A 14,031-nucleotide genomic window follows, 5' to 3' on the forward strand; every position below is an offset into this window, starting at 1 on the left:
GGGAGAAGCGATATGCCTCACCCCTCCCGATCAACATCCCGTTATGCCGGTTGAGATTAACCGCCGGCCGGCACAGTTAGGGCTCCCTGCCTTATCGCATCCTCCTGAAGCCGAGCCTCATCGACGTGTTTCATCTCGCCAAAGCCCTTCTGTGCCTCTACGTCGTCCTCCGCTTCCTTCTGCCGCTGCCGTGGCCCCGCTGGGCGAAGGGGTTGATCGCGGTCGTGCTGATGGTGGTGTTCCAGCACAGTCTGATCAGCCGGATCGTGTTCGGCACGATGTTTTCGCCTGAAGTGCCGCGGATGACGATGATCGTCGTCAACTGGATGGCGGGCACGATCCTGTTGCTTGGCATATTTCAGCTGGCGCTCGATCTGGTCGCGCTTGTCACGGCAGCCCTTCGACGTCGGCGGATCAGAATACCGGTCGGGCTGCGCTACGGGATCGGCGCAGCTGCCATGTCGCTTGCAGCTTTTGCCGTCAACCAGGCGATCCGGGTGCCGCCGGTCAAGGAAGTGGAGATCCGCATCCACACCCTGCCAGCGCAGTTTGATGGCTACCGGTTGATCCAGCTGACGGATCTTCACATCAGCCGCCTGTTTCAGGCGCCCTGGGTCGAAGAGACGGTAGCCAAGGCCAATGCCCAGAATGCCGACCTCATCGTCATCACCGGCGACCTGATCGATGGCGATCTGCAGGCCCGCAATCTGGATGTTGCCCCGCTTGCCAAACTGCGCGCTCCAGACGGCGTCTTCACCATTCCGGGCAATCACGAATATTACTTCGGCCATGACGACTGGATGCGGCAATACGAGACGCTTGGCCTTCGCACCATTTCCAACGGCCACGTGGTGCTGTCGCGCGGCGGTGCGCAGATGGTGCTGGCCGGCGTCAACGATCTCAACGCCACCCGGTTCGGCCTGGAAGGCCCTGACGTCGGCAAGGCGCTATCAGGTGCGCCAGCTGATGTTCCGGTCATCCTCCTCAACCACCAGCCACGCGATGCGAAGCTTTCGGCGGATGCCGGGGCCGATCTGCAGCTGTCCGGCCATACCCATGGCGGCATGATCTGGGGGTTCGATCGCCTTATCGCCCGCTTCAACAACGGCTTCGTGTCCGGTCTCTACGACGTCGATCAGATGTCGCTCTATGTCAATAACGGTACGGCCCTGTGGATCGGTTTTGCGCTGAGGCTCGGCGTACCCTCGGAACTGACCGTGATCACGCTGAGGCCGAAGTGAGTTGCGGCATCCGGTGAGCGGGTCGGTCGGAGCGGTCGCGCCGCTGATCCATGCTTCACAGAAATGAATTGGCCGGGGGCCACGCCTTGGTGTATCCCGCCAGCCAACGATAACAAATTGCCGGAAACGCCCTGATGGCCACCGATACCGTTCCCGTCGCCGCACAACCCGCGGGAGCGAAGAACGAGGACACGCCGCGCGGCTTTGCCTTCGGCATCACCGCCTATCTCCTGTGGGGCGTCCTTCCCTTTTACCTGAAAGCGGTCGCGCATCTTCCGGCGCTGGAAGTGCTGGCGCACCGCGCCATCTGGTCGGTGCCGATCGCCGGCCTCGTGCTGATCATTCTCGGACGCACCGGGGATGTGAAGACAGCGATCCGGACGCCGCGCATGCTCGGCATGGCCTGCGTCACCGCCGCCTTCATCACCGCAAACTGGGGTATCTATGTCTGGGCGGTCTCGAACGGTCGCGCCATCGATGCCGCGCTCGGCTATTTCATCAATCCGCTGTTCAGCATTCTGATGGCAGCGCTGGTGCTGAAGGAAAAGCTTTTGCCGATGCAGAAGGCGGCGATCGGGCTTGCCGTGGTCGGTGTCGCAATCCTCACCTGGGGTTCGGGCGGTCTGCCGTGGGTGTCGCTGGCGCTGACATTTACCTGGGGCTTCTATGCCCTCTTCCGCAAGACGCTGCCGATCGGTCCGAACCAGGGGTTTTTCCTCGAAGTGCTTCTGATCAGCATTCCGATGCTGCCCTACCTCATCTGGCTGGAAGCGACGGGCCAGGGCCACTTCCTGAACGGTGTCGGCTATGATGCGGCCCTTCTTGCCTTTGCCGGTATAGCGACAGCCGTGCCGCTGATGATCTATGCCAATGCCACCAAGCTGCTGAAGCTTTCGACCATCGGCATCATGCAGTATATCGCGCCGACGATGATCTTTCTGACCGCCGTATTCATCTTCAAGGAGCCGTTGAGCGGCATCAAGCTCACCGCCTTCGTGTTCATCTGGTCGGCACTTGCAGTCTATACGCTGGCGATGCTGCGGGACCTTCGCAGCCGCTGACCGCCCATCAGGAGATTCGTTCATGCAGATGTCAGATATCCCCTTCGGCACGACGGACTGGTCGCAGATCGAGCCGACCGTCCACAAGGGTGACACCGGACACTCGACCTGGCGCACCCGCCATTTCGGACCAATCCGGGTGCGGATGGTGGAGCATTCGCCGGGCTATCTCGCCGACCACTGGTGCGAGAAAGGCCATATCCTGCTGTGCCTCGAAGGTGAGATGACGACCGAACTTGCCGACGGACGCGTATTTGTGCTGAAACCCGGCATGAGCTATCAGGTGGCCGACAGCGCCGAACCGCACCGGTCCTCTACGACACTGGGCGCCAAGCTCTTCATCGTCGACTGACGCGTCTCTAGCTTCTCTGCAGCGCGAGATGCGCGCCGAGACCGACCAGGATGGTGCCGCCTGCTAGCTGGGCAAGCTTTTGCGCCGTGCTCGATCGGTTGAGCCGTGCCATCACCAACCCGGCAAGAGCAACGGCGAAAACATCGGCGATCGTGAAGATCACGCTGACGGCCAGTCCCAGAACCACGAATTGAACCCAGACCGGAAGGCTGGCCGCGCTGTCGATGAACTGCGGCAGGAAGGCCAGGAAGAAGATCGCCGTCTTCGGGTTGAGAACCTCGACGACGATGCTTTCGGCAAATGCCTTTCGGGCAGATCTCGGTGTCTCCGCCTGCAGATCGCCGGCACCCGCAGCCTTCGCGCGAAACAGGGAAATGCCAAGCCAGATCAGGTAGATCGCGCCTGCAAGCTTCACCAGCCCATAAACTACTGGGACGGCGTGAAAGAGAACCGAAAGGCCAGCTGCCGCAGCGATGATATGGGCGTAGGATCCGAGATGGACGCCGAGCACCGCCATCATGCCCGCCTTGCGTCCGGCAACCATCGTGCGGGCCGCTACGTAAAGCATCGCGGGTCCCGGAATGAAGGCGAAGATGGACGTCGTCACAAGGAAGGCGAACAGGATATTCCAGTCTGGCATGCGGTGCTCCTGTCCCCTGCCCTAGGCGGAAGCCTTAAACCCTAGAGTTTCGAGATGACGGCGGCTTCGCCCTTTGACGCGGCCTGCTGTTCGTCGCGGTCGAGAATGGCCGGCACGATGTCATCCACGTCAGGGATCACCATCGGCTGTACCAGATGCCCCCGGTGGATGAAGCCTTCCTCGCGCATATGGGTGACGAGCGACAGCATCGGATCCCAGAACCCGCCGATATTGGCAAACACCATCGGCTTCTCGTGGCGGCCGAGCTGGCCCCAGGTCATGATCTCGACGATCTCTTCCAGAGTGCCGATGCCGCCCGGCAGGGTGACGAAGGCATCGGAGCGTTCGAACATCTTGTGCTTGCGCTCATGCATGTCCTTGGTGACGATCAGTTCGTCGAGTTGGCCGAGCGAATGGCGGGTTGCCTCCATATCGACAAGAAAATCCGGAATGATGCCGGTAACCTTGCCGCCGTGTGCCAGAACGCCAGCGGCAACCGCACCCATGATGCCCTTGGTGCCGCCGCCATAGACCAGCCTGAGATCGTGGGCTGCAATGGATTTTCCGAGCGCACGGCCGGCCTGGATATAGGCGGGATCGCGCCCCGGCTGCGAGCCGCAGTAAACGCATATGGATCGTATTGGCACAGTTTTCTCCATCAGGCACTTCAAAGGGTTGGCACGCGACGCACCAACCACGAGATTTGGCTGGAAATACTGCGCAGAGCAAGGCTGAAACACTGGAAAAGCTTGTTATGACTAGAGGAAACGGATAATCCGGAAAGACGATGGAGGGTCCATCGGGAAAAGGCTTTGCTCATGAAAAACCGCGCCGGTTGGCTCGCTCTGGTCGTACTCGCCATCGCATCGCTGCTGATGGTCTTTTTCGTGCTGCCGCGGATCAATCATGATGCCAAACCGCTCGGCGATGCGATCAACGCTGCCGGCGATGCGGTCAAGGACGCGGTCGAGAGCACGAAGCAGGCGGTGAAGCCGACAGACGCACCGAATTCTCCGGACGCGCCGAAGCCGCAGGAGCAGGCATCCGTGCCCGCGACGACGCCGGCCGCTCCCGTATCTCCCCCGGCAACCCCTTCCGCTCCGGCAGCGCCCTCCGCTCCGGCCGCACCCGCAGTAACAGCTGCACCGAGCGCGACAAGCCCGGTCACCGCCCAGCCGAACGCTGCCCAAACGCCAGCCAAGCCCGCCTTTGACGTGCTGCGCGTCGAGCCCGACGGTTCGGCCGTGATTGCCGGCCGCGCGCTGCCCAATTCGACACTCGAAATCTCCAGTGGCAACTCGGTCGTCGCCAAGATCGACGTCGGCCCGAGCGGCGATTTTGCAGCCGTTCTCGACAAACCTTTGCCGCCGGGCGATCACCAGCTGGTTCTCAAGGCCACCGGCAAGGACGGCAAGACGGTCGTCTCGGACGAGACCGCGACGGTCTCCGTACCCAGCGATCCGAAGACCGGCAAGCTGCTTGCCATGGTGACGACGCCGGGCAAAGCGAGCCGGGTCATCGCGACGCCGAACGCGTCTGCGCCTGCCGCACCGAATGTCGCGACATCACCAACACCCCCTGCCCCTGCTCCTGACGCTGCGCCGTCCCCTCCAGGCCAGACGGCTGCGGGTCAGTCTCAGACGCCAGCCGTCACTCCGGCCTTGCCGCAGGCATCGTCGCAGATCGCATCCAGCGCGCCAAACGTCTCTGCTCCGTCCTCGACCGCGGCTCCCGACGCGACGCCTGCTCCGGCTGGAACACCGGATCTGCAGATCACCGCCGTCGAGCTTGAAGGCTCGAAAATCTTTATCGCCGGCATCGCCCGCTCGGGTGTCACGGTGCGCGGTCTTGTCGACGGCGAGCCCGTCGGCCAGTCGCGCGCAGGCGGCAACGGCCATTTCGTCATCGAGGGCAACACGCAGCTTTCGGTCGGCGACCACCGGATCAGCGTCGAGGCACTGAACGGGGCCGGCCAGCGCTCCGTCATGGTCGAAGTTCCGTTCAACCGTCCGGCCGGCGAACAGGTGGCGGCAGTCGCAGCCCCCGCAGTTTCAAGCCCGATGTCGACGATCGATGGCGGCGCCTTCGAGAAGCTTCGCAACGAAGTGGTACGCGCCTTCAACCTGCTGCAGAACCTCTACGCCGACGGTAAGGTGCCGAGCGGCGAACAGATGGCGGCGGCACGTTCGTCCACATCGATTACGCTCAAGTCTTTGACCGAATACCGCCTGCCGGCCGACGCTTCCGTTTCCGCCCGCTCCGTTGCCGACAATGCCGCCAAGGATGCAGCGTCAGCACTTGCCGCACTCGACAAGGTTCCAAACGACGTTGCCGCCGTTGGCGCAGCCCTCAAGGACCTCGGCGCCATGATCGCCCGCGCCGTCGGGCCCGCCATGGCACGGCAGATGGATGGTGGCAACGAACAGGAAATGGCCGGCACGCCGGCTGCTCCCGCCACAGGCGTTGACGGCACAAAGACGTTCCAGCAGGCACCGCTGACGCAAAGCGAACGCAATTCGGTGATCATCCGACGTGGCGATACGCTGTGGCAGATTTCGCGCCGGATGTATGGCCAGGGCGTGCGCTACACGACGATCTACCTCGCCAACGAGGATCAGATCCGCAACCCCGACATCATCCAGCCCGGCCAGATCTTCGGCGTACCGGAGGAGTTCCGGCCGGATTCGGAAGAGCTGCACCGCGAACGGATCCAGCATCGGAAATGATGACGCGGCCCCAATTCTCCTGAAAACGACTTAAAACCGCAGGGCCAATGCTTCGGGTTCCCCAATCTCCACATTCCTGTGCTCATCACGGGAATGCGGGAGGTTGAGCTTCACGTCGCGGCGGCGGCTATCGGTGCAACACTCTGCAGAAAAACAGACTTACGACCGATCGCCGATCATCAGTTGCGACGGCGTGACTGCCAGTGAATGGGCGGCAACGTGCAGTGAAAGACTGTTGCGCTCGACAAGTGCTGTGACCGTTTCCAGTATATTGAGATGCGGTACATGCTTGACCACCGTATAGGCAGTGAAAGCCGCGCCGGCCGAGGCTCCCCACAGAAGAGTGCTCAGGGCAGTCGCAACGGCAATCGTCTTGAAGCGCATGATATTCCTCCCAAAGCGAGCTTCCCTCGAATAGCCAGACCTCCTCCGCCTCGCAATTCGGACTTATACACTCCGTAGTCATACCTACTTTCGACCGATGAGGCCAGATGAGGTTTCATGCGAGTTTCATTTGCAACATGGCCCTGCGCAGCCTATTTGCCGGGAAGGCGTTTCTTCGCCCTCAGATTCAGGTAAATCCATGGCAGCAAAAAAGAAGACCGTATCTGCGGATAGCGGCAATCCCTTCAGCACACTCGTCAACCTGTGGCCCTATATGTGGCCGGTCGGACGCGCGGATCTGAAAGCGCGCGTCATCTGGGCGACGGTGTTTCTGCTGCTGGCAAAGCTGGTGCTCATCTCCGTCCCCTATTTCTTCAAGTGGGCGACGGATGCGCTAAACGGCAAGCTCGACATGGCGGGAATCCTGCCGGTCTTTCTGCTGGGCGCCGTCGTGCTGGTCGTCGCCTACAACTTTACCCGCATCCTGCAGGTGGGTCTGAACCAGCTGCGTGACGCGCTGTTTGCCTCGGTCGGCCAGCACGCGGTGCGCCAGCTTGCCTACAAGACCTTCGTGCACATGCATCAGCTTTCGCTGCGCTTCCACCTGGAACGCAAGACCGGCGGCCTGTCGCGCATCATCGAACGCGGCACGAAGGGCATCGAAACGATCGTTCGTTTCACCATCCTCAACTCGGTGCCGACGGTGATCGAATTCCTGCTGACAGCGATCATCTTCTGGGCCGCCTACGGGTTCGCCTACCTTGCCGTCACGGCTGTTACGGTTGCCGCCTATATCTGGTTCACGATCAAGGCCAGCGACTGGCGCATCTCCATCCGCCGGACGATGAACGACAACGATACCGAGGCGAACACAAAAGCCATCGATTCGCTTCTGAACTTCGAGACTGTGAAATATTTCGGCAACGAGGACATGGAAGCAAAGCGCTTCGATTCCTCCATGGAGCGCTATGAAAAGGCGGCGACCGACGTCTGGACCTCGCTCGGATGGCTGAACTTCGGCCAGGGCGTGATCTTCGGGCTGGGACAGGCCGTGATCATGATCATGTCGGCGCTTGCCGTGCAGCGCGGCGACCAGACGATTGGCGATTTCGTGTTCGTCAACGCGCTGCTGATGCAGCTCGCGGTTCCGCTTAATTTCATCGGCTTCGTCTACCGCGAAATCCGCCAGGGGCTGACCGATATCGAGCAGATGTTCGACCTTCTTGAAGTCGAAGCAGAAGTCGTGGACCGGCCGGACGCGAAGGATCTTGTCATCGGACAGGGACCTGAAAAAGGCGCCATCGCCTTTCGCGACGTGCAGTTCTCCTATGATCCGGCACGACCGATCCTCAAAGGCATCTCCTTCGACGTGCCGGCTGGAAAGACGGTGGCGATCGTCGGCCCATCGGGTGCCGGCAAATCCACCATCTCGCGCCTGCTCTATCGCTTCTACGATATCCAGGGCGGATCGATCACCATCGACGGCCAGGATGTGCGCAACGTGACGCAGAAGTCGCTGCGCTCGGCCATCGGCATGGTGCCGCAGGATACGGTGCTGTTCAACGACACGGTCGTCTACAACATCCGCTACGGCCGGCCGGGTGCCTCGGATACCGAAGTCCAGGCGGCGGCCGAGATCGCTCAGATCGACCGGTTCATCAAGGCTCTGCCGGATGGCTACGAGACAAAGGTCGGCGAACGCGGGCTGAAACTCTCGGGCGGCGAAAAGCAGCGCGTGGCGATTGCCCGCACGGTTTTGAAGAGCCCGCCGATCCTCATTCTCGACGAGGCGACCTCGGCGCTCGATACGACGACCGAGCACGAGATCCAGTCCGCACTCGATCTCGTTTCGAAGAACCGGACGACGCTTGTCATCGCCCACCGCCTCTCGACGGTTATCAATGCCGACGAGATCATCGTTCTGCGCGACGGCCAGATTGCCGAGCGCGGCACCCATTCGGGGCTGCTGCAGCAGGAAGGCCTCTACGCCTCGATGTGGAACCGTCAGCGCGAGGCGACGGAAGCGGAAGAGCAGTTGAAGAAGGTGCGCGAGAACGACGATCTCGGCATCGTCCGTCGCGGCGCACCTGCTGCTGAGTAACGGCAGCAGAATAACAGGAGAACAGCATGAGACGATATACGAACAGGCGGATGCTGGTACTCGGCGGTATCGCCATCATCTATATGCTGGTGCTGGTCTTCTACGGCTCGCCTCTGCTCGCCTTCTCGACCTGGATGGGCTGGGTAGACCCTGAGGCGGTTCGCTGAGGCGAAGACATCTGCGGCAATGCACCGCGTCGGCGAGTGTCAGAAGACGAGGCTCGGCCTTTGGGAAACTGACGCGTCAGGGATAAACCGCGTTCAAGCAGAGGTCGCTGGGCGCTTCAAACGGTGTATTCCGTCAATTATACCGGGAAGTTGTATGACGTCACGGGCGCATCGACGGAACCGGATTGCCGCAAATAGGGTTTTTCTATAGGCAGGCAGCACAGACCATTGAGGAGAACCAAGGGTTGATCAATCTTTTCGACACCATCCGCAACACGCTCGTGCCGATCCACAAGGAAGGCTACGTTTTCGTCGTCATCTTTTTCGTCGTCTCGCTGATCCTCGGCTACTTCGCCGAGCCGCTGTTCTGGATCGGACTGGTACTGACGCTCTGGTGCGCCTACTTCTTCCGCGATCCGGAACGGGTCGTACCGCAGGATGACGATCTCGTCATCAGCCCTGCCGACGGCCGCGTCAGCCATGTTGCTCTGGTCGTGCCGCCAGCCGAACTGGATCTCGGCATCGAGCCGATGCTGCGCATCTCGGTCTTCATGAACGTGTTCGACTGCCATATCAACCGCGCCCCTGTTCGGGGCCAGGTGACACGCATCGAGTATCGCGAAGGGCAGTTCGTCAACGCGGAACTCGACAAGGCGTCCAGCGACAACGAGCGCAACGGGCTTGTCATCGACACCCCGCACGGCCGCGTCGGCGTTGTACAGATCGCCGGTCTTGTGGCACGCCGCATCGTCTGCTGGGTCAAGCCCAACGAGCCGGTCAGCGCCGGTGAGCGCTTCGGCCTGATCCGCTTCGGTTCGCGCCTCGACGTCTTCGTTCCGGCCGGTGGCCAGGCGCGCGTCGTGGTTGGCCAGAGAGCGGTCGGCGGCGAAACCGTATTGGCCGAATTCGGTTCCGCCAAGGGACCGACCATCGGCCGTCGTGCCTAACTAAACGCAAGGAGATCATCTGATGGAGACGCCCGTCTCGCCGCCGGAACAGAACCATACGACCGACGAGGCCCGTGGTCCGCGCCTGCGCGAGATCCCGGTCCGCCTGATGATCCCCAACCTGATCACGGTGCTGGCGATCTGCGCCGGCCTCACCGGGATCAGACTTGCCTTCGAGGGACGGTTCGAACTCGCTGTCGCGATGGTGCTGCTGGCAGCCTTCCTCGACGGGATCGATGGTCGGATCGCACGGCTTCTGAAGGCAACGTCGAAATTCGGCGTGCAGATGGATTCGCTTGCCGACATCATCAATTTCGGCGTTGCGCCCGTTCTCGTTTCCTATGCCTTCCTGCTCGACGGAGCGAAATCCTTCGGCTGGATAGCGGCACTTCTCTATGCAATCGCGGCTGGCCTGCGGCTTGCCCGGTTCAACGTGATGGAAGACCGCGGCATCAAGGCGCCCTGGCAGTCGGAGTTCTTTGTAGGCGTCCCGGCACCCATGGGTGCGCTTCTGGTGCTTCTGCCGGTCTATCTCGGTTTTCTCGGCGTCGAACAGACGAAGTTCTTCGTGTATGCCAGCGTTCTCTACACGCTGTTGATCGGCTTCTTGTTGGTCTCGCGTCTGCCGGTCTGGTCCGGCAAGTCGGGCCGCATCCGCCGTGACCTGATGCTGCCGATCATGCTTGTGGCCGTTCTCTATGTCGGCCTCTTGATGAGCTACACCTGGGAAATCCTGGCAATCACCGCGATTGCCTATCTCTGTGTTCTGCCGTTTTCTGCCCGTGCGTGGAAAAAGCGTTATGGCACGATCACCATCGAGGACGAGCGCACGCACGTCTGATCGTCCTGCCCTTGCGACTGATGCTGCGGCGCACACGAATTGTTGCGTCGCAGCCCCAGCTTGCGGCAAGTTGGCGCGTCCATTCTTTCTCTACCGCATCGTAAAGCCGCAGCCATGATTCCGCCCGGATTGGCGGCGAAATGCGCCGGCCCGCCCTTGAGCGGAACAGAGATTCGTGAGGAGACAGACGTGAGCAGCGAAACCAACAAGACAATTATCGAAGCCAAGCCGGACCTTTCCAGCCATTACCGTCCGCTCGGCCTCAAAGCCGTTGCTGCTGCGGCGATGATGCTGAAGCGCAAGCCAACGCTCAGCCCGGCTCGCTGATCCGTCTCAGGCGCCGCGCAGGAAGCTTATGAGAAGCCCGAGCGCGAGCAACCCCATGACAACGCCGATCAGGCCATCCAGCACCCGCCACGCGGCGGGTCTGGCAAATAGCGGCGCCAAATAGCGGGCGCCGTAGCCCAGGCCGAAGAACCAGGCGAAGGATGCGATCACCGCGCCCGCGCCATAGGCTACCCTTTCCGGACCTTGATAGGCCGCAGACAGGCTGCCGAGCAGCACGACCGTATCGAGATAGACATGCGGGTTTAGAAATGTGAAGGCGAGACAGGTCATCACCGCCGCCTTCAGTGCCATGCTCTCAGGCGCGCCAGCGACCATGGCACCGGGCTTTACCGCCCGCCGGAATGCCATGGCCGAATAGGTGGCGAGGAACAGCGCGCCGCCCAGCGTCACCACCGAGATCAGCAGCGGCGATTGCGACACGATCGTTCCCAGCCCGCCGACGCCGGCTGCAATCAGCAAGGCGTCGGATATTGCACAGATCAGGCACAGCACGAAGACATGGCTGCGGATCAGCCCCTGGCGCAGGATAAACGCATTCTGAGCGCCGATCGCCACGATCAGCGAGCCGCCCAGCGCAAAGCCGGAAAAACCGGCGGATATCAGGTTCATAGGGAGATCCGTTCAGGACGTGATTCGAAGGCTGGATGGTGTGACGCGGTCGGAACGGATCAAAACAGCGACATCTGGCCGCTGCTGCCGGATGCCTTTGGCGGCTTCTCCTGCGGCTGTGCCACCGCGACCGGTTTCTGCAGATCCTTGCCCATGTTGGACACCTTGTTGACCAGATCTGATACCGGAAACGCCTCGAAGAAATCGTCCTGTACCGGCCGCATCAGATCCGCCACGTGGCGTGGCTCACCGTTCTTGCAATCCAGCCAGCGATCGAAATCCTCCGGCGCGATGACGACGGGCATGCGGTCGTGGATCGGCCGCAGGGCGTGATTGGCAGCAGTCGTCAGGATCGCCGCGGTATCGACTTCCGAGCCATCGGCAGATGCGTAGGTTTCCATCAGTCCCGCAAAGGCGATGACGCCCCCATTCTTCGGGCGGATCCAGAAGGGCTGTGAGGGCAGTCCCGTCTCCTTTGGGGGCCGGCGCCATTCGTAGAAACCGGAGGCCGGAATGAGAACGCGGCGGTGACGCATGGCGGCCCGGAACGACGCCTTTTCGGCCGCCGTCTCGGAGCGCGCGTTGATCATCAGGGGAAAGTCCTTGATATCTTTGACCCAGCCCGGAATCAGGCCCCACCGGGCAAGTACGGCGCGACGCGGCGGAAGATTGCTGCCGGGCTTCACATACTCGTTGTGCATGACGATCAGGATCGGCTGCGTCGGGGCAATATTGTAGCGGGCCGGGAAACCTTCCTCCCCCAGCGCCTGCATGACCTCCAGAATTTCCTCAGAAGTCGCCGTCAGGGCGTAGCGTCCGCACATGCGAGATTAGATGGCACCGGGGTAGGCAGACGTCAAGCGGATCAGGCGCTGCGGGGACCGAAGAGGATGATCGCGCCGCCGAGGAGGCACACGGTCGTGCCGATCAAGTCCCAGCGGTCGGGCATCCGGTTCTCGACACCAGCAAGCCAGAGGATGGAGGCCAGAATGTAGATCGATCCATAGGCGGCGTAGGTCCGCCCGGCCGCGTCGCTTGGCACGAAGCTCAGCACCCAGGCAAACAGCGCGAGCGACACCATACCCGGCACCAGCCACAGAGCCGGCTTTTCCAGCCGCCACCAGGCCCAGAAGGCAAAGCAGCCGGCGATCTCGAACAGGGCGGCAAGCGAGTAGAGGAGATAGGTTTTCATGCTGTCCAGCCGTTGAGGTTCACCGGCATGGTTCGGGCCGTGTCATGCCGTGAGAGAGGGTTTTTGCGCGCGACATGATATGTCCTTGATGGGCGGCTATTCCCGCCTACACTATCCTGACCTTATCGCTCTTCAAAGCTTCAGCAGTCCATGACAACAGCCACGCCCTCCCCGCAAGCCGCATCGTCGGCCATTCTCGAACGCGACGGCAAATTTCTGCTGATCCGGCGATTGAACCCGCCCTCGGCCAATCTGTTTGCCTTTCCAGGGGGTCGGGCCGAGCCCGGCGAGACGCCATCGGAGACGGCGGTGCGGGAATTCTTCGAGGAGACCGGCATCGCTGTGCGCAATCCGACCCTGTTTGCCACCTACGACCTTAAGAAGGACAAAGACGACAACCGCCATTTCTCGCTCTCGGTGTTCCGTGTCGAAGCGGACCCCGAAGGAGAAGCGATTGCCGCCGACGATGCGGCCGATCCGGGATGGTATTCGGTTGAGGAGATCCGCAATCTTCCAGTGCCTGCGAGCGTGCTGGAGTGCGCCGAAAGGCTGGCGGCGGAACTGAAACGCGGTTAGGAGTTCGTATGCACCGCCTGATGTCTTTCCTCACGTCTTCCCACCGATTCGCGATCGTTGCTGCGATCGCGCTGAGTTGTGCCGCCGCGCCGGCTGGCGCCCAGTCGCAGAAAGCACCGTCGAAGCAGGCGCCGTCTGCGACAACGGCCGCGCCACAGACGGAAACCGAATCAAAACCGGCTCCGTATGATTCGCAGATGATGCGGCTTGCGGAAGTGCTGGGCTCGGTCACCTATTTGCGGTCGCTTTGCGGTGCAACCAGTGACGATTGGCGCGGATCCATGCAGAAATTGCTGGATTCTGACACCGCCAGCGAGCCTAAACGGCGGGAACGCTTGACCGCCGCCTACAACCGCGGCTACCGCTCGTTTGCCGCGGTTCACACATCCTGCAATGAACCCGCACGCATGGCTGAGGAACTCTACCGTGCCGAAGGCGCAACACTTGCCGCCGAAATAGCCAGTCGCTACGGAAATTAGCGGTTTATTTACCTCTTTTGACCTCAAGCCGTGTCGTTTTGATAAAAGGCTGATAAAGTTCTTAATGGGTCAGTAATTAATACGGGTACCGAGGATCAAGAGTATGCAGACAGGCCGCAACGAAATCGATGACATGATCGTCCACGAGAAGATGCAGGCTGCGTTGGAATATCAGAATGAAGCCTGGGCTGATGGCCGTGCCGATGGCATCGAGGCTGAAATCATTGCTGATGTCGCGATGGCCTGTGCCATTCGCGAGACGATCCGCCTGCTGGGCGAAACCGGCGCCGAAGCGCTGCTGGATTCGCTGAAGAACCGCATGCTGGCCGGAGAGTTTTCGCCGGAACGGATCGTTCAGTAATCTCGC

General features: G+C 61.4%; 18 protein-coding genes. 12 read left to right on the forward strand and 6 right to left on the reverse strand.

Features of this window, described 5'->3' with window-relative positions:
• Positions 1-125: 125 nt before the first annotated feature.
• From AC0JZ8_RS17190 to AC0JZ8_RS17200, 3 genes are all read left to right on the forward strand, one after another.
• The gene (locus tag AC0JZ8_RS17190; protein WP_471893018.1) at positions 126-1,241 is read left to right on the forward strand and encodes a metallophosphoesterase; all 1,116 of its coding nucleotides are present in this window, start codon (positions 126-128) and stop codon (positions 1,239-1,241) included.
• Positions 1,242-1,375: 134 nt separating this feature from the next.
• On the forward strand, positions 1,376-2,302 hold the full coding sequence (gene rarD, locus AC0JZ8_RS17195) for an EamA family transporter RarD (RefSeq protein ID WP_430250236.1): 927 nt from the start codon (positions 1,376-1,378) through the stop codon (positions 2,300-2,302).
• Positions 2,303-2,324: 22 nt separating this feature from the next.
• The gene (locus AC0JZ8_RS17200) at positions 2,325-2,654 is read left to right on the forward strand and encodes a DHCW motif cupin fold protein (RefSeq protein ID WP_062579824.1); all 330 of its coding nucleotides are present in this window, start codon (positions 2,325-2,327) and stop codon (positions 2,652-2,654) included.
• Positions 2,655-2,661: 7 nt separating this feature from the next.
• Here AC0JZ8_RS17200 and AC0JZ8_RS17205 read toward each other — a convergent pair whose 3' ends face one another.
• Together AC0JZ8_RS17205 and AC0JZ8_RS17210 are read right to left on the reverse strand one after the other, a co-directional pair.
• Positions 2,662-3,294, reverse strand: a complete 633-nt coding sequence (locus tag AC0JZ8_RS17205) for a LysE family translocator (RefSeq protein ID WP_471893019.1) — start codon at positions 3,292-3,294, stop codon at positions 2,662-2,664.
• 41 nt (positions 3,295-3,335) lie between these two features.
• A complete protein-coding gene (locus AC0JZ8_RS17210) occupies positions 3,336-3,953 on the reverse strand; it encodes an LOG family protein (RefSeq protein ID WP_471893020.1) in 618 nt (205 codons plus the stop codon).
• Between the two features lie 159 nt (positions 3,954-4,112).
• Here AC0JZ8_RS17210 and AC0JZ8_RS17215 point away from each other — a divergent pair, with 159 nt between their 5' ends.
• Positions 4,113-6,020 carry a LysM peptidoglycan-binding domain-containing protein gene (locus AC0JZ8_RS17215; RefSeq protein ID WP_471893021.1) on the forward strand — a complete coding sequence of 636 codons (1,908 nt, stop codon included), beginning with the start codon at positions 4,113-4,115 and terminating at the stop codon, positions 6,018-6,020.
• Between the two features lie 159 nt (positions 6,021-6,179).
• Here the strand turns inward: AC0JZ8_RS17215 and AC0JZ8_RS17220 are convergent, their stop codons facing one another.
• Entirely contained in the window at positions 6,180-6,404 is a 225-nt protein-coding gene (locus AC0JZ8_RS17220) for a hypothetical protein (RefSeq protein WP_062453367.1), read from the reverse strand.
• 199 nt (positions 6,405-6,603) lie between these two features.
• Here AC0JZ8_RS17220 and AC0JZ8_RS17225 point away from each other — a divergent pair, with 199 nt between their 5' ends.
• The 5 genes from AC0JZ8_RS17225 to AC0JZ8_RS17245 all read left to right on the forward strand — a co-directional run bounded on the left by AC0JZ8_RS17225 (position 6,604) and on the right by AC0JZ8_RS17245 (position 10,787).
• The gene (locus AC0JZ8_RS17225; protein ID WP_062579820.1) at positions 6,604-8,505 is read left to right on the forward strand and encodes an ABCB family ABC transporter ATP-binding protein/permease; all 1,902 of its coding nucleotides are present in this window, start codon (positions 6,604-6,606) and stop codon (positions 8,503-8,505) included.
• Positions 8,506-8,531: 26 nt separating this feature from the next.
• Positions 8,532-8,672, forward strand: a complete 141-nt coding sequence (locus AC0JZ8_RS17230) for a hypothetical protein (RefSeq protein WP_156461813.1) — start codon at positions 8,532-8,534, stop codon at positions 8,670-8,672.
• Positions 8,673-8,917: 245 nt separating this feature from the next.
• Positions 8,918-9,619 (forward strand): phosphatidylserine decarboxylase, encoded by a 702-nt coding sequence (locus AC0JZ8_RS17235; RefSeq protein ID WP_180215429.1) that lies wholly within the window; start codon positions 8,918-8,920, stop codon positions 9,617-9,619.
• A gap of 22 nt (positions 9,620-9,641) precedes the next feature.
• Complete coding sequence (locus AC0JZ8_RS17240) at positions 9,642-10,460, forward strand: CDP-alcohol phosphatidyltransferase family protein (RefSeq protein WP_062453369.1); 819 nt, start codon at positions 9,642-9,644, stop codon at positions 10,458-10,460.
• Positions 10,461-10,649: 189 nt separating this feature from the next.
• Positions 10,650-10,787 (forward strand): hypothetical protein, encoded by a 138-nt coding sequence (locus tag AC0JZ8_RS17245; protein ID WP_430258480.1) that lies wholly within the window; start codon positions 10,650-10,652, stop codon positions 10,785-10,787.
• A gap of 6 nt (positions 10,788-10,793) precedes the next feature.
• On the opposite strand, the gene AC0JZ8_RS17250 is transcribed toward AC0JZ8_RS17245, so the two are convergent.
• From AC0JZ8_RS17250 to AC0JZ8_RS17260, 3 genes are all read right to left on the reverse strand, one after another.
• Positions 10,794-11,411 carry a LysE/ArgO family amino acid transporter gene (locus AC0JZ8_RS17250; RefSeq protein ID WP_471893387.1) on the reverse strand — a complete coding sequence of 206 codons (618 nt, stop codon included), beginning with the start codon at positions 11,409-11,411 and terminating at the stop codon, positions 10,794-10,796.
• Between the two features lie 65 nt (positions 11,412-11,476).
• On the reverse strand, positions 11,477-12,241 hold the full coding sequence (locus tag AC0JZ8_RS17255) for an SOS response-associated peptidase (RefSeq protein WP_209900444.1): 765 nt from the start codon (positions 12,239-12,241) through the stop codon (positions 11,477-11,479).
• Positions 12,242-12,282: 41 nt separating this feature from the next.
• A complete protein-coding gene (locus tag AC0JZ8_RS17260) occupies positions 12,283-12,609 on the reverse strand; it encodes a YnfA family protein (RefSeq protein ID WP_062453372.1) in 327 nt (108 codons plus the stop codon).
• A 150-nt stretch (positions 12,610-12,759) separates the two neighbouring features.
• On the opposite strand from AC0JZ8_RS17260, the gene AC0JZ8_RS17265 reads away from it, so the two are divergent.
• The 3 genes from AC0JZ8_RS17265 (at position 12,760) to AC0JZ8_RS17275 (ending at position 14,025) form a co-directional block, all read left to right on the forward strand.
• A complete protein-coding gene (locus tag AC0JZ8_RS17265; RefSeq protein ID WP_062579812.1) occupies positions 12,760-13,185 on the forward strand; it encodes an NUDIX hydrolase in 426 nt (141 codons plus the stop codon).
• An 8-nt stretch (positions 13,186-13,193) separates the two neighbouring features.
• Entirely contained in the window at positions 13,194-13,664 is a 471-nt protein-coding gene (locus tag AC0JZ8_RS17270; protein ID WP_244474014.1) for a TIGR02301 family protein, read from the forward strand.
• Positions 13,665-13,767: 103 nt separating this feature from the next.
• The gene (locus AC0JZ8_RS17275) at positions 13,768-14,025 is read left to right on the forward strand and encodes a hypothetical protein (RefSeq protein ID WP_062453374.1); all 258 of its coding nucleotides are present in this window, start codon (positions 13,768-13,770) and stop codon (positions 14,023-14,025) included.
• Positions 14,026-14,031: the final 6 nt, after the last annotated feature.

The organism is Velazquezella soli, from assembly GCF_977018685.1.